The 22592-nt window shown below is 42.1% G+C and carries 13 protein-coding genes; 11 read left to right on the top strand and 2 right to left on the bottom strand.

Going from position 1 to position 22592, the window contains the following annotated elements; all coding sequences use genetic code 11:
* Positions 1-376 precede the first annotated feature (376 nt).
* From drmD to HWQ38_RS10390, 4 genes are all read left to right on the top strand, one after another.
* Positions 377-3547: a DISARM system SNF2-like helicase DrmD gene (gene drmD / locus HWQ38_RS10405; protein ID WP_292792938.1), complete on the top strand. Its 3171-nt coding sequence runs from the start codon at positions 377-379 to the stop codon at positions 3545-3547.
* Between the two features lies 1 nt (position 3548).
* Positions 3549-4886, top strand: a complete 1338-nt coding sequence (locus HWQ38_RS10400; protein ID WP_292792936.1) for a hypothetical protein — start codon at positions 3549-3551, stop codon at positions 4884-4886.
* A 67-nt stretch (positions 4887-4953) separates the two neighbouring features.
* A complete protein-coding gene (locus HWQ38_RS10395) occupies positions 4954-9207 on the top strand; it encodes a DNA methyltransferase (protein WP_292792935.1) in 4254 nt (1417 codons plus the stop codon).
* A 9-nt stretch (positions 9208-9216) separates the two neighbouring features.
* On the top strand, positions 9217-9738 hold the full coding sequence (locus HWQ38_RS10390) for a DUF559 domain-containing protein (protein WP_292792933.1): 522 nt from the start codon (positions 9217-9219) through the stop codon (positions 9736-9738).
* A 60-nt stretch (positions 9739-9798) separates the two neighbouring features.
* On the opposite strand, the gene HWQ38_RS10385 is transcribed toward HWQ38_RS10390, so the two are convergent.
* The gene (locus HWQ38_RS10385; protein WP_292792931.1) at positions 9799-10095 is read right to left on the bottom strand and encodes a DUF4351 domain-containing protein; all 297 of its coding nucleotides are present in this window, start codon (positions 10093-10095) and stop codon (positions 9799-9801) included.
* Positions 10096-10251: 156 nt separating this feature from the next.
* On the bottom strand, positions 10252-11076 hold the full coding sequence (locus HWQ38_RS10380) for an Rpn family recombination-promoting nuclease/putative transposase (RefSeq protein WP_292792929.1): 825 nt from the start codon (positions 11074-11076) through the stop codon (positions 10252-10254).
* A gap of 291 nt (positions 11077-11367) precedes the next feature.
* On the opposite strand from HWQ38_RS10380, the gene HWQ38_RS10375 reads away from it, so the two are divergent.
* The 7 genes from HWQ38_RS10375 to HWQ38_RS10345 all read left to right on the top strand — a co-directional run bounded on the left by HWQ38_RS10375 (position 11368) and on the right by HWQ38_RS10345 (position 22460).
* Positions 11368-11622 carry a UPF0175 family protein gene (locus HWQ38_RS10375; RefSeq protein WP_292792927.1) on the top strand — a complete coding sequence of 85 codons (255 nt, stop codon included), beginning with the start codon at positions 11368-11370 and terminating at the stop codon, positions 11620-11622.
* Positions 11623-11821: 199 nt separating this feature from the next.
* On the top strand, positions 11822-13990 hold the full coding sequence (locus tag HWQ38_RS10370) for a UvrD-helicase domain-containing protein (RefSeq protein WP_292792925.1): 2169 nt from the start codon (positions 11822-11824) through the stop codon (positions 13988-13990).
* A gap of 64 nt (positions 13991-14054) precedes the next feature.
* Positions 14055-18092, top strand: coding sequence for a DISARM system helicase DrmA (drmA, locus tag HWQ38_RS10365; protein ID WP_292792923.1), 4038 nt, complete (start codon positions 14055-14057; stop codon positions 18090-18092).
* A 48-nt stretch (positions 18093-18140) separates the two neighbouring features.
* Positions 18141-20093, top strand: a complete 1953-nt coding sequence (locus HWQ38_RS10360; protein ID WP_292792921.1) for a DUF1998 domain-containing protein — start codon at positions 18141-18143, stop codon at positions 20091-20093.
* The gene (gene drmC / locus HWQ38_RS10355) at positions 20090-20905 is read left to right on the top strand and encodes a DISARM system phospholipase D-like protein DrmC (RefSeq protein WP_292792919.1); all 816 of its coding nucleotides are present in this window, start codon (positions 20090-20092) and stop codon (positions 20903-20905) included. Before HWQ38_RS10360 ends, drmC begins: the two co-directional genes overlap by 4 nt.
* A gap of 468 nt (positions 20906-21373) precedes the next feature.
* Positions 21374-21634 carry a hypothetical protein gene (locus HWQ38_RS10350; RefSeq protein ID WP_292792917.1) on the top strand — a complete coding sequence of 87 codons (261 nt, stop codon included), beginning with the start codon at positions 21374-21376 and terminating at the stop codon, positions 21632-21634.
* A 169-nt stretch (positions 21635-21803) separates the two neighbouring features.
* Entirely contained in the window at positions 21804-22460 is a 657-nt protein-coding gene (locus tag HWQ38_RS10345) for a hypothetical protein (protein WP_292792915.1), read from the top strand.
* The last annotated feature ends 132 nt before the right edge of the window (positions 22461-22592 follow it).

Here is a 22592-nt window from a genome sequence, read left to right as displayed (position 1 = left end):
GAATCGCGCGACAAAGGAGCAACTTGACCAAATGCTCAAAACCTGTCTACGACAGTCACTGAGCTTTGTCGTACCTTTCGGGATCTTGCTACGCGCAGCGTCTCGTAGAGAAGTGCGGGCTGCGCCTACGCAAACTACAAAAATTCCAATGAAGTAAAAAATTTAGCATACATTTCACGGTTTGAGTTACTGAGTGTGTTCTCACGGCAGATGCTTTGCACCACTATCTTGAGAACATATCACTGAGAATTTTGACTGTATAGGAAAAGAGAAGTAACAATAATAACAACACAAACCTGTCTTTGATAATTGGTGATTGGAAATTCCCAATTTCCAATTCCCTACTCCCCACTCCCAATTCCCCATTCCCCAAATCATGGCTATAGTCAGAGCTATCCCAGAACAAGGTCAACTGGTTAACGTTCGCTCCCGGCAATTCGTCGTCACGGATGTGCGTAATACGACTTTACCCACCAATCCAATGCTGAGTGCAGTGGAAAAAACTCAGCATTTGGTCAGTCTGTCCTCTGTTGAAGATGATGGTTTGGGTGAAGAACTACAAGTAATTTGGGAATTAGAGCCTGGGGCATTAGTTTATGAAAAGATGGAGTTGCCCAAACCCACGGGTTTTGACGCACCCGCAAGGTTAGATGCATTTCTCGATGCTGTGCGCTGGGGTGCAGCATCAATAGCTGATATTCGCACTTTACAATCCCCCTTTCGCAGTGGCATTGATATTGAAGATTATCAGCTTGATCCAGTAGTGCGAGCAATTCAAATGCCTCGCGTTAATTTATTGATTGCAGATGATGTCGGATTAGGTAAAACCATTGAGGCGGGGTTAGTTGCTCAAGAATTAATTATCCGTCATCGCTGTCGGCGGATTTTGATAGTTTGTCCATCTTCACTGCAAATTCAGTGGCGAGACCAAATGCGCGATAAGTTTGGTTTAGATTTCCGCGTCGTGGACAGTACCTTAATGAAGGAACTGCGAAGGAAGCGGGGAATTCACGTCAACCCTTGGCAGCATTTTCCCCGGTTGATTACCTCAATAGATTTTCTCAAACGCGATCGCCCTCTGCGCTTATTCCGCGAAATCTTACCAGGAGAAGGCGAACCGATGTATCCCCGGCGATTTGATTTGCTGATTGTGGATGAAGCACATAATGTTGCTCCCTCTGGCGGTGGGAACTATGCTGTTGATTCCTTGAGAACTGCTGCTATTCGGTTTTTAGTACCGCATTTTGAACACAAGCTATTTTTGACGGCGACACCGCACAACGGTTATCCCGAAAGTTTTACAGCGCTGTTGGAATTACTTGATAGCCAACGGTTTGCACGGGGGGTATCACCCGATCGCAAGCAGTTACAAGTAATCATGGTTCGCCGTCTCAAATCCGAAATGAAAGGTTGGGACGGTTCTGATTTATTTCCGCAGCGCCAGCTAGAAGCTATACCTGTAGACTATCCTGAAGCAGAAAGGCAGGCACACGCTAACCTCAAAAGATATACTGAATTGCGCTGTAAGGGCGTAGCAGATAATACTGAAAAATATGCCACTGAATTTGTCCTCAAGCTGTTAAAAAAACGCTTGTTTTCCTCTTCACAAGCCTTTGCAACTACTTTGGCACAGCATGAAGAATCGCTAAAAAATGCCCGTCGCCGCACTTATAGCAGTTTATCTCGACCGACAGAAGGTATTTTGCGCCGTCAATTGGCACAAATTGAAGAAGATTTTGCGGATGATGAAGTTTATGAAGAATCGACAGATGAGGCAATTACTAATACAACTAGGTTATTTCGAGAACTGAGTGCAGAGGAACAAGGTTTGCTGCGACAGATGCGGGAATGGGCAGAAACGACATCGAGAGTGTCTGATGCCAAAGCCAAAGAATTACTTAACTGGATTCATACCCACATTCAACCAAATGGCAAATGGTCAAATGAAAGAGTGATAATTTTTACAGAATATCGAGCTACCCAGAAATGGTTGTATAACTTGTTAGCGGTAGAAGGTTTGGTGCAGGGCGATTCCCCTTCGGGGACGCGATGCGAACGCCTAATGACACTTTACGGCGGGATGAAGTCAGAAGACCGAGAACAGGTAAAAGCCGCGTTTCAAGCATCTCCTGATATATCCCCAGTGCGGATTTTGCTGGCGACGGATGCGGCGAGTGAGGGTTTAGATTTGCAGAATTTTTGTTCGCGCCTCATCCACTATGAAATTCCCTGGAACCCGAACCGGATGGAACAGCGTAACGGTCGAATTGACCGTCACGGGCAAAAAGCTCAAGAAGTGAAGATTTACCACTTTGTCGGCAAAGATTATCAACATAATACAACTGGGCTACGTCCCGGTGAGTTAGAAGGCGATTTAGAATTTTTGATGCGGGCGGTGTTAAAAATTAACAATATCCGCGAAGATTTAGGCAAGGTGGGGCCTGTCATTGCGGCACAGGTAGAAGAAGCGATGTTGGGGTATCGTACAGTTTTGGATACCACGGTGGCGGAACGGGAATCTGAAGTTGTACGGCGGATGTTAAAGTTTGAGCGTCAGGTGCGGGAGCAAATTGAGAAACTGAGAGAACAGTTAGATGAAACGCGCCAGCATTTGCGACTAACGCCAGATAATATTGAGGCTGTAGTCAAAATTGGTTTGAAATTAGCCCAACAACCACCTTTGATTGCTACCGAGATAGAGGGAATAGATGGACAAGGGTTTTACTTACCACCATTAAAAAGCAGTTGGGCAGTTTGCAGCGAAGGTTTAGCCCATCCCCACACCAAAGAAATTCGTCCGATTGTTTTTGACCCGCAATTAGCACATGGTAGAGATGATGTAGTGTTAGCGCACTTGAATCATCGTTTAGTGCAGATGTGCTTGCGGTTGTTACGCGCTGAAGTTTGGTCAAAAGAAGGTAGAAAAGCTTTGCACCGAGTAACGGCGCGTTTGGTTCCCAATTCGGTGTTGGATACACCAGCAGTTATAGCTTACGGTCGATTGGTGATTTTAGGTAGTGACCAGCAACGATTACATGAAGAAGTAATTACGGCGGGTGGGTTGCTCAAAGAAGGAAAATTTAACCGTTTGGGTGTGATGAAGATTCAATCGTGTTTAGCAGCTGCTTTACCAGAATTAGCGCCGTCAGATATCAGAGAGAAATTGGCGCAGTTATGGGATAGCCACGCATCAGCTTTGATGCAAGCTTTGGAGGCGCGAATGCAAGACCGTAGTAAAAGTTTACAACGAGATTTAGGCGATCGCGCTCAAAAAGAAGCGGCTGATATTACAGCAATTTTAACGGAATTGCGTCAAAGCATTCTCAATGAACTGGATGAACCTGAGTTTAAGCAGTTGGAATTGTTTAATACCGCAGAAAGAGAACAGTTTGAGCGCAATGTCAACAGTCTTAAGGTGAGAGTAGAGCAAATTCCAGCAGAAATTGAGCGCGAAGTGGCTGCAATTCAAGCTAGGTTTGCAAATCCGACACCGCGACTGTTTCCCCTGGCGGTTACTTATTTAATTCCCCAAAAGCTAGCACGATAATGTGACTGAAAGGATTCGAGAATTTACTGAAAAGAAAATTCACCGATTTTATGCTCCCTATGAAATTTTGATTGTAAACCAAATGAACATTGATATTGAATTAATTCCTACCGTCAAAAAATCAAGTATTAAGGAAAGGTTGAAGGAGTCTTTGTGTAAATGTGAAAATGTTAAAGGGGCTGTTGCTTACTGGACAATTGATACTGACTTTATTAAGGAATTAGCATTAGTCCTCAAAAGAGAGAATTCCTATTATTGTATTGATCTACACAGCCCTACTAATATTGATTATTTAGCAAATTTTAAACGTTCTGGCTCTAATATTTTTTTACATAATTACGAGATTAAAAAAAACTCAGAGAATTATGAGCTAAAAGACAAAAAGAAAGTATCTTATTTATTACATTCCAAAATAATTCTGTTTGAGATGCCTGATAACAATGTTGAAATTTGGTTAGGGAGCCATAATTTCACTCAAAGAGCTATTCTTGGGGTGAATATTGAATCTTCTTTTATTGTTAAAAGTAATAAAGATAGCAAAATATACAAAGATGTATTAGATTATCTTACTTTTATTAAAGATAATTGTATTGTTTTTGATGTTAATGATGTAGAGTTTTATAAGAAATTGCAAGGAGAGCAGGAACAAGATACTGGGGATTTGGTTTTAGAGTTAATTGGTGAAAATGTAGATAAGTTAGTTGACGAGAAAACGATACAGTTATTAGGTGTTGGTAATAACGATATAGGTGATATATTAGGGAAAGAAATTATTATTCAGATTTTAGATTTAGATAACGGTAAAGAATATCTTTATAAAGCTAAAGTCATCCAAGCAGGAGAAATAGATCCGCAAAATCCAAAGTCATTAGAAATTGAATTTTCGGCGAGACGATATGCTGTACGCGGGTTAGATAGAATTCCATATTTAAAAAAAGAAAAGGAAATAGATTCAGCGATTTTAATGGAGCACAATTACTTTATCAATTTGGAAGTCACTAATTTAGTGACGGAGCATAAGATTTATGTGAAACCACAAAGAGGTAAATCTATTTGGAGTGATATTTCAAGCTCTCCTCATTTAGAAAGAATGAACGAGGAAGATGTAAAAATAGTATTTAAAGGTACAGTTAAACCTATCAAACGTTCATGTAAATCCGAAGTGAAATATAAAGAGTTTTCGCTAAAAAAGATTTATAGTTTTAGGAGTGAAATCACAAATTACTTGTTAGAAGACAATATTACTTCCTCTAAAAATGAAGAAATGATAAAGGAAATGAAAAGAAAAACTATCCTAATTCAAAGATTATTAAAACCAGTGAATAAAGATGAGAAATAATTTCAAACTTATCGCTAACTTGATCATGTAACTCTTCAAATTATAATCTCTCCCTTATTTATTTCCTATGTCTACAGCCCGTCACCACGCCGAATGGTTATCGCTAGTTGAAGCTTCTGGCCCCTTTCTCAGTCTACCTGTACTCCTCAAAGTATTTCCTAATGGTTTAGATGCCCACGATCCAGAACACTTAAAGCTATTACGATTAGCATACGAAGAATGGCAAGATAATCAATTAGGGGCAAAACCTGAAACAGCAATTCATCGGGCGTGGGTAGATTTTGTGCTGCGGCAGACTTTAGAATTGCCGGATGAAGTTTTATTAACAGGTCAACGCATTCCCACGGGGCTGGCTGCCACAATTGCTGAACAGGGTGAAACTTTGCGTCCCGACTGGGTGGTAGTTGAACCGGATGGGAACAAACCTCGCTTATTAGTGCAGATTGTATCGCCTCAGCAGAATTTAGAAAAACCCCTCAAAGACCGCCGTTGGAAAGCAAGTCCAGCGACGCGGATGATGGAGTTGCTGCACGCCTGTAATGTGCGGTTGGGATTGGTGACGAATGGAGAACATTGGCTGCTGGTAAACGCCCCACGGGGGGAAACGACTGGTTTTATTTCCTGGTATGGGGCGCTGTGGCTGGAAGAACACATCACACTGCGGGCATTTCGGAGTTTGCTGGGTGTACAGCGCTTTTTTGGGGTAGATGACTCGCAAAGCTTGGAGGCGTTGCTGCAAGCAAGTGTTAACGACCAGCAAGAAGTTACCGACCAACTTGGCTATCAAGTCCGCAAGGCGGTGGAAGTGTTGGTAGAGGCGTTAGACCACATCGACCAAGATAAAAACCGCACTCTCCTTCAAGGTATTTCTGAAACCGAACTTTACGAAGCTGCGTTGACGGTGATGATGCGGCTGGTGTTTTTGTTTTCGGCGGAGGAACGGGGTTTGTTGCTACTGGGCGACCCGCTTTATGACCAGTATTATGCTGTTTCCACTCTGCGGGAACAGTTACAGCAACGGGCTGATAAAGAAGGGGAAGAGGTATTAGAACGGCTTTATGATGCTTGGTGTCGGCTGTTGGCGACATTTCGGGCAGTTTATGGCGGTGTTCAGCATGATATTTTGCAACTTCCCGCCTATGGTGGTAGTTTATTTGACCCTGACAGGTTCCCATTTTTAGAAGGTCGAATGTCGGGGACAAGCTGGGAAGAAACTCCCGCAGAACCGATTCCAGTAAATAACCGGATTGTGCTGCACTTATTGGAAGCTTTACAAATATTACAAGTTAAGGTAGCTGGTACTGTAGAACCACGTAGGCTATCTTTCCGGGCGTTAGATATTGAACAAATTGGTCATGTTTATGAAGGTTTACTCGACCATACAGCAGTAAGGGCAACTGCGCCTGTTTTAGGGTTGATGGGAACGCGATCGCAGGAACCTGAGATAGCGCTGGAGACTTTGGAGGATAAGCTGGCGCAAGGTGAGGAGGAGTTAATTAAGTTTCTTAAAGATGAAACTGGTAGGTCAATTTTGGCACTGCGTAAGACCCTCACCCCAGCCCTCTCCCCCTGGGAGAGGGGGCAAGATCAAGATGGGGGGCAAAATCGCCCCTCGCCTAGAGGGAGAGGGGACGGGGGTGAGGGCAAACTTCTCATTGCGTGTAATAATGACCAGGAATTATTTAACCGGGTGTTGCCTTTTGCTGGATTAGTCAGATTAGATACTTTAGGTTATCCGGTGGTGATTCCTACGGGAAGCGTGTATGTGACGCAGGGAAGCGATCGCCGGGAGACGGGGACACACTACACGCCGCGTAGTTTGACGGAAGAAATTGTGCAGTACACTTTGGAACCGTTGGTGTATGAGGGTGTGGCTGAGGGGAAGCCGAAGGAACAGTGGAAACTCAAGTCAGCAGCAGAGTTATTAAAGTTGAAAATCTGCGATATGGCGATGGGTTCGGGGGCGTTTTTGGTGCAGACTTGTCGCTATTTGGCGGAACGGTTGGTGGAAGCGTGGGAAAATGCGGAAAAGGCGAATCCGGGGAAGGTGGTGACTGCACCGGAGGGAACTTTATCTAAGTCGCGTCCAGAGGAGTGTGTAATTCCCAAGGATGCGGATGAACGGTTGATGGTGGCGCGGCGGATAATTGCGGACAGGTGTTTGTATGGGGTGGATAAAAACCGCTTGGCGGTGGAAATGGCAAAGTTATCGCTGTGGTTGATAACGTTGCAAAAGAATCGTCCGTTTACCTTTGTGGATCATGCCCTGAAGTGTGGGGATTCGCTGATTGGGGTGAGTTTGGAACAGTTGCGTTATTGGAATTTAGACACAACTGGGACACCGGAGTTATTTGCTGAGGAGATTCGGCGGGAAGTTGATAAGGTGATTGAGTTACGGCGAGAGATTGCATCGCTTCCGGTGTTGACGAGGGAAGACCAAAATCGCAAGGTGTATTTGTTAGCGCAAGCGAATGCGAGAAGTTTTGATTTACGCAGAGGTTGCGATTTATTAGTTGGGAGTTATTTTAATGATTGGTCGGAGAAGGAACGGGAAGGTTTAAGGAAGACTTTGTTAACTACTTTTCGGGAAGGTGCAGATATTCCTGAAGGGATGGGTAAGGCTTTACCTGATTTTGAAAAGTTGCGATCGTTTCATTGGGAGTTGGAATTTCCAGAGGTGTTTTTGCCCTCACCCCAGCCCTCGCCCTCTGGGAGAGGGAGTAAAGTCACCCCTCGCCCAGAGGGAGAGGGGACGGGGGTGACGGTTGGATTTGATGCGATCGTGGGAAATCCGCCGTTTATGGGTGGATCAAAAATTACAGGTGCATTGAGTACAGCTTATCGAGATTTTTTAGTTAAATGGATTGCGAATGATAAACGTGGTAGTGCTGACCTTTGTGCTTATTTTTTCTTACACGCCAAGCAGTTATTAAATATAAATGGTGGGTTTGGGTTAATTGCTACGAATACGATAGCGCAGGGTGATACGCGAGAAGTAGGATTAGACCAATTAGTTGCTGATAAATGTGTAATTACTCGTGCTGTACCGAGTAGAAAATGGTCGGGTATTGCTAATTTAGAAGTTGCTTATGTGTGGTTGCGACAAAATAATTGGTTGGGTGAGTTTGTTTTAGATGATAAGGTTCTTGATGGCATTACAGCATTTTTAACAAATCCGGGTAAAGCTGTCGGAAATCCACATAACTTAATAGCGAATCAAAGTAAATCTTTCATCGGTTCTTATGTGCTGGGAATGGGTTTTGTGATGACACCAGAGGAAGCACAAGCACTGATTGAAAAAGATGCTAAAAATAAAGATGTATTATTTCCCTATTTGAATGGTGAGGATTTAAATTCTAGTCAAACTCAATCACCAAGTCGTTGGGTAATTAATTTTAAGGATTATCCTTTGGATGCTGAACATGATGACTTAAAGAAGCCTAAAGGTAGACCTTATGCAAGTGATTATCCTGATTGTTTGGAGATTATAAGAGAGAAAGTAAAGCCAGAGAGAGATAGACTGAAAAACAATAATTCAACTGACCGTGACACAGCAAGACGTTGGTGGCAATTTAAAAGACCAACAAAAATTCTATATGATGCGATCGTAAACCTAAAACGAGTGTTAGTCCTTTCCATCGTTAATAATCATTTGGGATTTGCATTTGCATCAGAAAACATTGTTTTTGCTCATAGATTAGCTGTTTTTCCATTTGATAACTACACTGCATTTACAATACTACAATGTAATTTTCATTATCAATGGGCTTGGGAATATAGTTCTACGTTACGAAAAGATATAAATTACTCCCCCTCAGACTGTTTTCAAACCTTTCCCTTCCCCGCATCAACCGCAAACCTAGAAGAAATAGGCGATCGCTACTACAATCATCGCCAAAATATCATGCAAACACGCCAAGAAGGATTAACCAAAACCTACAATCGCTTCCACAATCCCGACGAAACCGCCGCCGATATTCAACAATTGCGCGAATTGCACATAGAAATGGATAATGCTGTAGCTGCTGCTTACGGTTGGCAAGATTTACTCCCCTCTCCCAGTGGGAGAGGGGCTGGGGGTGAGGGTTTATCTCATGGTTTCCACCAAACCAAACAAGGCTTACGCTTCACCATCAGCGAAACTGCACGGCGAGAAGTGCTAGATAGATTATTAGAATTAAATCACCAACGCTATGCTGAAGAGGTAGCACAGGGTTTACATGATAAAGGTAAGAAAAAAGGTAAATCTGGAGGTAAGAATAAGGCGCAAGCGGAATCTAAAAAGCAAGATAATGATAATGGGCAATTAAGTTTTTTTTAGGTTGAGAATATGGAAGATGAACCCTCACCCCAACCCTCTCCCTCTGGGAGAGGGAGTAAAGAAAGAGAAAAAGAACCACAGAATAAAAATAAACAAGAAAAATATAACGATAAATCTTGTCCCCCTCTCCCAGAGGAAGAGGGGCTAGGGGTGAGGGCAGAAATCTCTAAATTAGCTGGTAGCAACCGACAAATTCCCAAACTATTATTAGAACGCGCCCGCGAGTTAAGACAACGACAAACACCAGCAGAGCAAATATTATGGGAATGTTTAAGAAATCGACGTTTATTAAATACAAAATTTCGCCGACAACATAATATTGGTAGATATATCGCTGATTTTTATTGTCACGAAAAATTATTAATTATTGAGTTAGATGGTAGTATTCATGCAAATCAGCAAACTCAAGATTCTATCAGAGAAAACTGGTTAAAATCTAATCAGTTTATTGTAATCCGCTTTAGTAATGAGCAAATATTTGATGATATCGAGTTTGTTTTATATACAATTGCTCAAGCCCTCATCCCCTAGCCCCTTCTCCCTTGGGGAGAAGGGGGACTGGAACTATAATTTGGCAGGGTGGGTTATAATTTATCGCCAATTAAATACCTTTTTTACAAACCGATTTTTCCAATCCTTTTCATGTTCATATTCATCTAACCAAACCTTTAAATCAATTGAATCCGTAAATTCCATAAAAGCTATTGCAAATCCTTCTAACTGTTGCAGATTCAATCTGCGAATGCGTTCGGATATTCCAGGTATTTCTTCCTCAAGTTCACTAATATCACAAAAACGACTACGAACTAAACAATTAAACAAATGATATACACCTGGATATAAAATATCTTCATCATTGACTGACTCTTGCATAAAATCTTCACTCAATAATTGATCGGATATGAATATAGTACATTTTTACTATAATAGCCTATTGTTGTAAAAATATGAATTAAGTTAAATTTACTTTAATAATTATGAACAATCACTATATAAAAGACCGGAGTTTTTACCTCCGGCTTTATAGTTTATCAAAACCTAAAACTAATTACTTTCCTGCTGATCTAACCAAGTAATTAAATCAGATACTTCTGAAATGTTGAACAATGCAGCACCTAAAGCTTCGAGCTTCTCAACAGATAAAACTTGAACTCTCTCAATTGTGAATGAATTAAGCTCCCCAAAACGTTGATTGAGTAACCGCAAACAAAATGAAAACGCTTCTTGTTGTTTCCCCTTCTGCAAAATATCCTGATAAATTACAGATTCTTGCATAATTTCCTCTCCTAAAAATTGCTGAATTAAATCCTTCTCAAACTTCAAACCTGCTAATATTTCTGTGTAAGCGGCGATATTCTGCCTTGTCTCCCTATCCGAAATTCTAGCAACACTTTGGGCAACCTGCGATAATAACCTTTGGGGTGAATCTGTCTGTGTTAAAGGTGCTAACGGTAATAATGCAGGATTATCCAGAAATAACGCCGAATCTTGCTCCCACATTCTGACAACACGATAGCGGTGATGTGTCATTTCATTTACATATTCTTCGGTAAAAGCGATTTCGTTACTTGTCTCTTGTAAGAAAATTACTACTTGCGTTATTGGAACATCATACTGTCGCACTAACCTAACAAAGTAATCCAACATTCGTAAAGGAATGGGAGTTTCAGATTTTGCTCTTGTTTGAAATTCCAAATGCAAAATACGATTCTCTGTTTGTAAAAAAGTGACAGAATCTGCTCGAATTGGTTCGATGCTTAATTCAGTCTTTAATACTTTGATTTGTCGCGGTTCATGAGGTAGCAGCCACCGGGCAAAATCGGTTGGATATTTTTCTGCTAATATTTTACAAACGTTGTCAAAAGCCACTAATTTCACCCAAATTTATACTGATATAAACCACGTCTATCTTGAAACCTGTAGTTCAACTCTTTTGAAAAAGATTTGCCCTCATCCCCCAACCCCTTCTCCCCAAGGGAGAAGGGGAGCTAGAATTTCAAAGTCCCTCTCCCAGATATGGGAGAGGGATTTAGGGTGAGGGCGAAAACTACGGTTCTCAACTTAGATGAGATTTAGTAATTATAAAATTACATTGGATATAATAAGCACATAATTTTACTTTTGTTATGATTCATTCAACCTGATAAACCGAAAAGAATTATGCGAACAGTACCAATCCAATTACCAGAAACAGCATTTTCAGCACTCCGCAAAAATCCTGAAGAATTCATCCAAGAAATGCGAATTGCAGCAGCAGCTAAATGGTATGAATTAGGTGAAATATCACAAGCTAAAGCAGCAGAAATTGCTGGGCTAACTCGTGCTGAATTTATTAATGCATTATCACGCTACCAAGTAGACTTTATGCAATATACTGCCCAAGAGTTAGCCGAGGAACTAACAAATGTCGATTAATCGTCTAATTATTAACTCTTCACCTTTGATTGTTCTTTTGAAAAGTCAACAAGCGCAATTAATTCGCTAACTTTTTCGATAACCTGTAAACCTCCAAATCTTCAAAATCCGGTCTTCCCATCCCCATTCACCATTGAGTATAATTTTGAATAACACTTAAAAAAACCTAATCATATCTACGTATAGATACCCATCTACCATGATCTTCGAGATTATCCACAAACCCACCTTCACCAATCAACTCTTAGCTATCCCTAAAGAGTATGTGGTGCAAATATTGGAGAAAATCGAAGTATTGCGGGATGATCCCAAACCCCACGGTAATTTAAAGAAGAAATTACATGGCTACAAGGGTGATGTCTATCGCCTGCGTTCAGGCGACTACCGCATAATTTATACTTTTGCTGATCAATGGGTAATCTTGCTAGGTGTAGATGCCCGTAAAGATGTATACAAAGGCGATAAGCTAGTTGCTGAAACAACCGATATTGATATCAGCACTCTGCCAGATGTAGAAGCATTGCTGGCTGTAAAACCAACTTATACCCCAAACTTGGTTTTACCTGATACATCCAAGACAGAAAGCCCGCTACCCGTGGAAATTACCGAAGATTTGCTTCATAGGTTGCGACTACCGGAAGAATATTGGGCAACATTAACCGCGTGTCGGACGTTAGATGATTTAATGGCAGTCAATTTACCAGGGAAGTGGTGCGATCGCATTTTTGATTGTATCGCTGAACCCAATTTTGACCAAGTTCTGAACCAACCCAGCTTTGTTACGGGTAGCACTGATGATTTATTGCGCTTCACTGAAGGTGAGTTGCTGGGATTTTTACTCAAACTCAATCCCGAACAAGAAAAGTTCGTCAGTTGGGCAATCAACGCTTCTGGCCCTACACTGCTAAAAGGTGGCCCCGGTACGGGAAAAAGTACCGTTGCACTTTACCGTGTTCGTGCGTTGGTAGAAACACTCCAAGCCAACGGAATCGAAAAACCTAAAATCCTATTTACAACCTATACAAATGCACTGGTTGCGTTTTCTCAACAACTTTTAGCAAGTCTGCTAGGCGAAGACATACAGTATGTTAATGTCAAAACTGCCGATGCAATAATTGCGTCAGTCATTTCCCAAAGTACCGGAAAACCCAATATTGCTTCTGGTAATGTCCTGCGAAAAACCATCAAGCAGGCGCTAATCTACGCAATTGATTCTCTAGAAGGGAATTTACTACAACGTCAAGCGCAAGAACAAACGTTAAAACGTCTGAGTATTGATTATCTCATCGATGAAATTTGTACAGTTATCGAAGCACGCGAAATCAAAACTCTCGAAGCATATCAAGCAACGCCACGAAGCGGTAGGGCAATTTCCCTTAACAAAACGCAACGTCAAGCAATCTGGCACTTGCGTCAACAATTTTACCAGCTGATAGAAAAACAAGAACTCGAAACTTGGCAGCAAGTCCGTACCCGTGCCTTGGAAACGTTACGGGAGATGGATAATCCGCCGATTTATGATGCAGTGGTAATTGACGAAGCCCAAGATTTAGACCCCAATACTTTACGTATTTTGACTCAAGTCTGCCGTCACCCTAACCGCCTGTTTATTACCGCCGATGCCAATCAATCCATATATGGTAGTAGCTTCCGATGGAGTGACGTTAGCCAAGACTTGAAATTTGTCGGACGCACAGGAGTACTGCGCGTTAATCACCGCACCACCCGCGAAATTAACGAAGCTGCAATATCTTACTTGGCAAATTCGATTTTAGATGATGAGGGAATCGGAGAAATTTCCCATTCTTCATCCCCCATACTTCGACTGCACTCAGTACAAGTTCCCCATTCCCCAACTAGAGACTATATCCACAATGGCCCACCACCGGCTGTCCGTGCCGTAAATAATCCAGGGGATGAAGCAGAACTACTGGTACGATTTTGTAAAGGTGCTGCCCGTGAATTTCGGTTGGGTATTAACGCTTGTGCCGTAATTGTGCCGACAGAAAGTGCTGGTACAAAAATAGCTGGTCAACTTTCATACTTAGGTTTAGAAGCGCATTTCATGTCTAGCAAAGACTTGGACTTAAATAAACAAGGTGTTAAAGTTATTACGCTTAAAGCTGCAAAGGGGTTAGAATTTCCCATTGTAGCGATCGCCGGATTTTCGGATGCAACCTATCCAACAATTCCCAAAGGTACACCAGAGGATGAAATTACAGAAATTTTAGCACGCGATCGCCGGACTTTGTTTGTTGGTATGACTCGCGCCATGCGAGCATTGTTGGTTATTGTTCCTGCAAGCAACTCTTCTCTCCTCTTGGAAAAATTTGATTCTCAATTGTGGAATCTTGGGAATAGGGAATAGGGAATGGGGGATGGGGAATAGAATGATTATTAATATTTAGTAGGTTATTACTTTTATCAGCAATATGGAAATTATTAAGCTTCTTTCTGTACTTCCAGGTGAATTAGATTTACTAAATATCAATAAAGAACTGCGGGAACATAACATTCAGCTTGATTGGAGTGCGGTTGTATCTGCACCAGAATCTCAGCTTGTGGTTTTGCTGGACGGAATTGATCAAGTAGAAGATGCCGATTGGTTGATAAATGGAGATATTGCAGAGAAAATTGCCACTGATATCATCAATTTTTTGAACAAGCAGAAGCCGAAAGTTAAAAAATCGCGTTCTAAGAAAAAGCCGCTAGAAACTAAAGTAACTCCTCAACTTTGGGAACAGAGGAAACTATTAGAAACGCAATTTATACCTTCAACAAACGAAGGTCAATTATTAGAAGAAAAATTTATACTTGCGATTGATCCGCTTATTGAGGAAAAGCTAGAAGTAAAAGCAGATGAAACTAATAAAATTCTGGAATCGCAGTTACCCACACCTTATAAAATCCGTGATGAATTAGAAAAAGCAGTATTGGCAGATTTACTTGGACCTGCGGGTGGTGAGGAAGAAGAAGTAGATGAGGATAGTGTAAGCGATCGCTATCTTGTAGGGTTACTCGCACCGCAACAACGCCGTATCAGTGCTGAGACTGTAAATAAATCGGTTGTGGCTGACGAAGTGCAAGACGAATTATTTAGAGAAGTTGACTATCAACAACCAGAACTTCTTGATGAATTGGCTGTAGTTGGTAAAGGTACTGTCGAGGAAGGCACAACTGAGGTTAGTGTACCACCTGCTGAAACGATGTTTCCGTCATCTTTTGGGATGACTTTTTGCGTTAGTGGTGCAGCCAAAGTATTGCAAATTAACGCAGGTTGGGGACAATATAAACGCACTAAAAGCGAAACTATTACCAAAAAAGATGATACACCAAAAATGGTGTGGAAGCGCCAACAAATTATCGGAAATTCACCTCCCATTCCTCTAATTGAGGGAGAAATTCCTAAATGGACGGTGCATTCAGAATATCCCCAGGTGCAAGTACAAGGCAAAATTCGCCAACAAAGTAACGGGGATTGGATTGTTAGCTTGTTTTTAATTAACGGACAAAAAGAACCCGCCAAGTTACGTGATGAAGCGTGGTTATTTCAACCAGAATTAAGCGTACAATCAGCAGATTTTCAACATCTTGATATTTTTCTCAAGCGACACAAACCGCGTCAGGCTGGTAGGCTTGACCCGGTGATTTATGCTGAAGAAAAAGCAATGGCGATGCTTTATCGTAAACAGGTAGAGTTCGCCATTGGTCATGGGGTAAGCGTCCATGCCGAAACAGCACAAAATACTACAGAATGTGCTGTTAAATTATCTACCAACGTTGTACCTGTCTACGAAGTTCCCAAAACCTCTCCACCTCAAGCAGATGAAATTCCTGAATTGGCGGGATTGGTTTTAGATATGAAAGAACTGGCGCAAACTCCAACCGCAGATTTTATAAGTAAACTAAATCCCCTGGTAACAGCTTACACAGTCTGGATTCAACAACAAGCACAACGCATTTCTAATCCTAATGAAGGATTGACAGATTACCAAGATGTAGCTGAGGATGCAATTAAAAATTGCGATCGCACTCTTCAACGCATTCAGTCAGGTTTGACGCTGCTGCAAACTAACCCGGAAGCAGCCGAAGCTTTCCGATTTATGAATCAAGCCATGCACTTACAGCGTCTTCATTCTATTTACTCAGAACAAGTACGCCAAGGTAAAATACCAAAACCAGAATTAGACAAAATCCCCAATCCTACTTGGTTTCCCTTCCAATTAGCCTTTATCTTGCTGAATTTACCCAGCATAACCGACTTACACCATTGCGATCGTAGTCACGAAACCGATGCTGTTGCAGACTTACTTTGGTTCCCCACTGGTGGTGGTAAAACCGAAGCTTACCTGGGATTAACCGCCTACACAATCGGCTTGCGGAGGTTACAAGGGGTAATTTCGGGACGTTCTGGAGAATATGGCGTTGCAGTCCTGATGCGCTATACCCTGCGCCTGCTTACCCTGCAACAATTTCAACGCGCTACCACCTTAATTTGTGCTTGCGAATCTATCCGTCGAGACAACCCAGCTAAATGGGGGAAAGAACCATTCCGTATCGGGTTGTGGGTAGGTCAACGCACCACTCCCAACCACACTGACCAAAGTGAAGAATTTTGTAAGCAAGCACGAGGACAGTACCAACAAAGTGCTAGTGGTTCCCCTCACCAACTCAGAAATTGCCCCTGGTGTGGTTCTCAAATCGACCCAGGCAAAAATATTGAAGTCGAATCTTTTAGTAAAGGTCGCGCCCGTACCCTAATTTATTGTGGCGATTCTTTGGGGCATTGCCTATTTAGTAAAAAACAATCTTCAACCGAAGGTTTACCCATTCTTGTAGTTGATGAAGAAATCTACCGTCGCTTACCCACATTACTAATTGCTACTGTAGATAAATTTGCCCAAATGCCTTGGAAAGGGGAAATTCAAATGCTATTTGGGCAAGTAGATGGTTACTGTGAACGGCATGGTTTTCGGACATCAGATATCGAAGATACTGATTCACATAAAAAAACTACGTATTTACCCGCAGCCAAAACAATTCACAGCAACCCTTTACGTCCACCCGACTTAATCATCCAAGATGAGTTGCACTTGATTAGCGGCCCCCTCGGTACGTTAGTAGGACTTTATGAAACCGCAGTAGACCAACTCTCCTCTTGGGAAGTCGATGGTAAAAAGGTTCGCCCCAAAGTCATAGCTTCTACTGCAACAATACGTCAAGCAGAAACTCAGATGCATAACCTATTTCTGCGGAAAGTACAGGTTTTTCCACCCCAGGGCTTAGATGTGGAAGATAATTTCTTCTCACGCCAGAGGAAACCAAATGAGACTAATCCAGGACGGCGCTATGTCGGTATTTGTGCCACAGGGCGACGGCTAAAAGCTGCATTAATTCGAGTTTATGTTGCTATTCTTGCTGCTTCTCAAGACCTGTATGAAAACAAACAATACGGAAATCGTGCTGACCCCTGGATGACGTTGGTCGGTTACTTCAACTCTATGCGGGAATTAGGGGGTATGCGACGCTTGGTGGATGATGATATTCGCATCCGCCTTGCGAAAATGGATAGCCGAGGACTAGCAAAACGTCTGCGGATTAACTTGGAGGAACTTACATCCCGTAAGGATTCTACAGATATTCCCGTAGTTTTAGATAGGCTAGAAACATCCTTCGATCCGGTGCGAGAAGCACAAATCAAAGCCAAACGCAAAGCTGGGCAAAAAGTCGAGCAGCTTGAACCACTGGATGTTTTACTTGCTACTAATATGATTTCCGTGGGTGTAGACGTGAAACGCCTGGGTGTGATGGCTGTTACAGGTCAACCAAAAAATACTGCCGAGTATATTCAAGCTACCAGCCGTGTCGGGCGGACATTTCCTGGTATTGTATTTACAGTTTATAATTGGGCGCGTCCTAGAGATTTATCCCACTACGAAAGATTTGAGCATTACCACGCTACATTTTATCAACACGTAGAAGCGCTATCTTTAACTCCCTTTGCGCCCCGTGCGATTGACAGGGGTTTAGCCGCGTTATTTATATCACTGGTGCGGTTGGCGGGTAGAGAATTTAACGGTAACAACCAAGCAGGACGAATTGAACGCAACCATCCTTATATCCAGTCTGCCATTAATACAATTTGCGATCGCGCTAATTTAGTTGCGGGTACAGAAGCCCAAAAACTCGTTAAACAAGCACTGGAAGCCAAATTAGATATCTGGTTGAGTAAAGCACAAAACTTGATTGGAGGCGGTACTCTCAAATATCAGACAGACAAGCGTGATGGTTTAACCATTGAACTATTAGAATCAGCAGGTCAAGGAATTTGGCAAGAATTTACTTGTTTGAACTCCCTGCGAAACGTCGAACCGACAGTAGGGTTAATTTTTCAAGATCAAGTACCCGATGATGACTTTAGTCGCTTACCTCAAGCAATGAAAGAAGAGGGAATGGGGAATGGGGAATAGGTAAAAAATACAGTTTAATGATCCACAATTCTCAATTCCCAATGCCCAATGCCCAATGCCCAATTCCCAATGCCCAATGCCCAATGCCCAATTCCCAATCCCCAATTCCCCAAAATGAGCCAATCTAACTATAAATACAGAGTAGGCGAACTACGACCCAGCCAAATTTTATTTTCCTTCGGTGTAGGTGCTGTACTCGACCTGCCAAACCTTTCAGTTATGGTTATGGGTTTGGAGGACTGGAACACCCAACAGGGAGTAGTTGAATTGGGTGAACAGCGCCTCCTTGCAGCCATTCGCCGCGAATTGGGTCAACAAGTTAAAAAACTACTTGCGCCTCCAATACCTGCTGAAGATGCCTCTTCATCTAGTCCCTTTGACGAATATGCCAGAATAGGAATTCCCGTCGCTCCCTTTCCTGGATGGATGGTATGTCCGAGATGTCGATTGCTAGCCCCTTTATATCCTTATTTCCAACTTAAAGAAAATTCTTATCGTCCAGACCAAACCCGTTACGTTCATCTAAACTGTCCCAAAAGTCAAAGAAAAGACCCAACCGCAATACCATCGCGCTTCCTCGTTTCCTGCGATCGCGGACATTTAGATGACTTTCCTTGGTTATATTTTGTTCATCGTGGCAATACAGCCTGTAAGGGACCACTCAGGCTGGAGGAATACGGTGTATCGGGTTCACCTACAGATATTGTAGTGAAATGCAATGGCTGCAACACCGAACGTCGATTATCCGATGCTTTTGGTGAATTAGGCAAAAAAAATATGCCGCGTTGTCGCGCTCGTCACCCGCATCTACGTAACTTCGATGATAGCTGCGACGAACAGATGAAAACCATCTTGTTGGGAGCATCCAATAGTTGGTTTCCAATTACACTTTCAGCCTTATCAATTCCCATCACCTCCAATCAATTAGAGCAGTTGGTCAATCAAAACTGGACTATTTTGGGAAAAGCGAGTAACTTTAGTGCCTTAGATGCTGTACTGCAAGCTTTCTTCGCTATGGGGCAACTTCAGGAATTATCTAAATACACAACAGACAAAATCTGGTCGCTAGTTGAACAAAAACAACTTCAGCAGCAAAGCAATTTTGATGATGAAAGCGTCAGGGACTTGAAAACACCTGAATGGCAAATTTTCTCAGCAGCAGACCCAAATCTTAATACCCCAGATTTTCAACTGCGGACTGTAAACCCACCATCTGGGTATGAAAATTACTTTTCGCAGGTGGTGTTGGTAGAAAGATTGCGAGAAGTTCGTGCCTTAATTGGCTTTACACGCATTCAATCCCCAGGTGATTTTATTGACTCTGGAGAAATTCTCACAGAGCATCGGGTTCCATTGAGTCGCAGCAAACCTAAATGGGTATCAGCAAGTGAAGTCAAAGGCGAGGGTATCTTTATCCAGTTCAAAGAAACGACACTTCATCAATGGGAGCAAAATCAACTATTGCGAGATTATGAGCGTCAAGCATTCGATGCTCATAAAAAGTGGTGTAATGTTCGTTCTCTCGATCCAGACAAAGTTAAATTTCCCAGTGTACGCTACATTTTACTACACTCCTTTGCTCACGCCCTGATGCGGCAAATGGCCCTTGAGTGTGGTTATAATGCTGCCAGCTTAAAGGAGCGAATTTACTCCAAACGACCAGAAGAAGAAGGCGGCCCAATGGCAGGCATACTAATTTATACCGCCGCACCTGATAGTGAAGGTACCTTGGGTGGTTTAGTCAGTTTGGGAGAGCCTAAAATACTTGGATATCATATAGACCAAGCTTTAGAACAAATGCGGTTATGTGCTTCTGACCCCTTGTGTGCAGAACATACCCCCTTTAAAGGAGCTACATCACTACATTGGGCAGCTTGCCATGCTTGTCTGTTTAGCCCAGAAACCTCCTGTGAACGCGGCAATAAGTATCTGGATCGCGCGGTACTTATTCCCACTGTACTATCCGCAGACTTAGCGTTCTTCCCAGAGGAGAAAACGTGAGCTTTTTACCACCGCTTTTATTGGCTCAAATTCGTACCTGTGCCAAACAACTTCCATCTCCTGTTTTAGATGCTGTAATTAATTTGTTGATAGCTACTCCAGCAAGATATTGTGATTTTGCGTTGAAAGCATCAATCTTGAAACAACTGCCCAATACTAATTTTCGCCGACTAGTAGGGGAATTGTTAGAAACTTGGTGTCGGGAAGCTGTTTATTTGGACAGTAGTGCGATCGCGTCTGCATTAGCTACAGCAATTTACTGTGAGGTGGCGGCAAAGGATGAGTTGTCTGTTGAGTTGGTTTGGACTGGCCCCACAAGTGAGGGAATACCACTTCGCAGAACAGAACAAGTGTTACTACAATTAATTCACGAAGCGCAACGGGAAATAATTCTTGTCAGTTTTGCTGTTTATAAGATTCCAGAGATTGCAAAAGCATTATTAACAGCAATGAAACGAGAAGTCACTGTGCGAATTATTGCTGAAACCCCCGAATCTAGCAAGGGTAAAATACCTTTTGGAGTCAGTGCAGCATTGGGACTGGAAATTGCCCAACAAGCACACATTTTTATTTGGCCACGAAATAAGCGGCTTACAGATTCAGAAGGAAGGTATGGTTCCTTACACGTTAAATGTGCGATCGCCGATAGAAAGCACCTGTTTATTTCCAGTGCTAACCTCACTGAGTACGCTCTGACATTAAATATGGAAATGGGACTACTAGTTCATGGTGAAGATTTAGCTCATCAAGTAGCGGAACATATCGACCGTTTAATTCAGGAAGAGTTTCTCGTATCTTTAAACTCGCTGTAGGCATAAGTATTCAGTAGGTAACTCATTTTTGGCTATACATTTCTGTTAGAGCAGTTTTTTACCTAAAGAGTTATTTTTCTATTTCTTTTACTCATATATACAAACGTGCTTGCATTCTCAACAAGTACGTTTGTAACTTGGCAAGTATGCAGGTTAGGTAATACAAACATAGAATAGCTCCTGCTGAACTGATATATGCCAGTTTGATTTTGGGAATCAATGGCTCCTACGAGGCTAACGAGTGCCCAAAATATCTGTGTAAAGTATTGTTACATCTGCGCGAAAAAGAAATTTGTATCCAATTGATAAATTCTTCAGCAAGGGACTCGTATTTTCCATAGATTTGCTGTATCTTGTTTATTCCGTGCAATTAATTATTAACACCCAATTTCTCCCAACTTTGCTGTCATCCAGATTTTCAGCCAATGCCTTGGGGAGCAGTGAATGAAAACATTAACAAGATAAATTATGAAGATCATCAAAAAATCCGACAAGCTGACTCTGAAGAAAATGATGGAAATCCAACACGCTGAAGACCAAAATCTTCTCTTCTGTACCGTCAATTCTTCAGCCTCTGTGGTTGATGAGCAACCAGCAGCAATTCCAGTGGCTAGAGTTCCTGACTATATTCCATTCTTTGACAATCCTCCAGTACAGTCTGTTGGCAACTCTGGCTGGCAGATTTCTGACATTTGGCGGGATATCCGGGTGGATGATTTTTGTAGGTGATAATCATCGCAAATATAGGTAAAAAAGAATACGTTGCTCTTGTGGTGTACGTACCGTCACAAACAGGAGTTGCTCTTTGGTAAAGAAGCCTACCAAATAATCAACGATAGCATTAAAGTTGAGTGCGTAGACGTTTAGGCGGCAAGGCGATAGACATTGCAATGGATCAATGGGTAAACGAAAGAGAAAACATCAGAAGACATCCTTCCCTTGGATGGTAGAAGAAGAGAATCTGTTCATTGCAAAGACTGGTAACGAAATAGTTACAGATGCTGGATGGGAGAAAATTTCATTTGAAGAAGCGAGAAAACTATTTAGTCCCGAAACATTTCAAGAATGGTACGAACTGTTCCTAGAAAATACAGATATCTCGGAAATACTTTCAGAATCTAGCGTAGATATAGATTTAGATGATGAATCAGCAATAGATAAGTTTTTACAAAGGAGCAACTGGACACCAAAACAAGTCAATTTAGTTGTAGCGAAGGCTATCTATAAAAATCATGCCTGGGTGAGAGTATTGCTGATTTCTACACCTGATGTTGAAGAACCCTACTTTCAAAATTATGAAATGGAGGCAATTCGTTTAGGAGTCCAATTGCGGAAATACATCAAAGAAGATATTCCAGTAATTAATGACTGCAAAAATGCTGTCAGACATTTACATGGAAGATATGCCCTCATTGGCTGGCAACCAATAAATTGTGTGACAGCAGCTCACAACCTAAAAATATCTCAAGCAACTAAGGTTTACAATGAACTTCTCTGGGATGAAGATTGGGTAGATGAAGAAGACTGTGCAGCAGTGGATAAATCAGCACCATGACTATAATTAAATTCTGCCGTATTAGTTAGTTGTCTTTGCTGCGATCGCCCTCACCCCCCAGCCCTTCACCCAAGCCAACCATCGAAATGTGCCGCCCTTTTTCAAAAAGGAAAGCTCTTTATATGGGGGGAA

It is taken from the genome of Nostoc sp. NMS7, from assembly GCF_017115085.1.
In the GTDB taxonomy this organism is placed as follows: domain Bacteria; phylum Cyanobacteriota; class Cyanobacteriia; order Cyanobacteriales; family Nostocaceae; genus Nostoc.
Note: the sequence above shows the minus strand (reverse complement) of the source record. Positions and strands in the feature narration are given on the sequence as shown.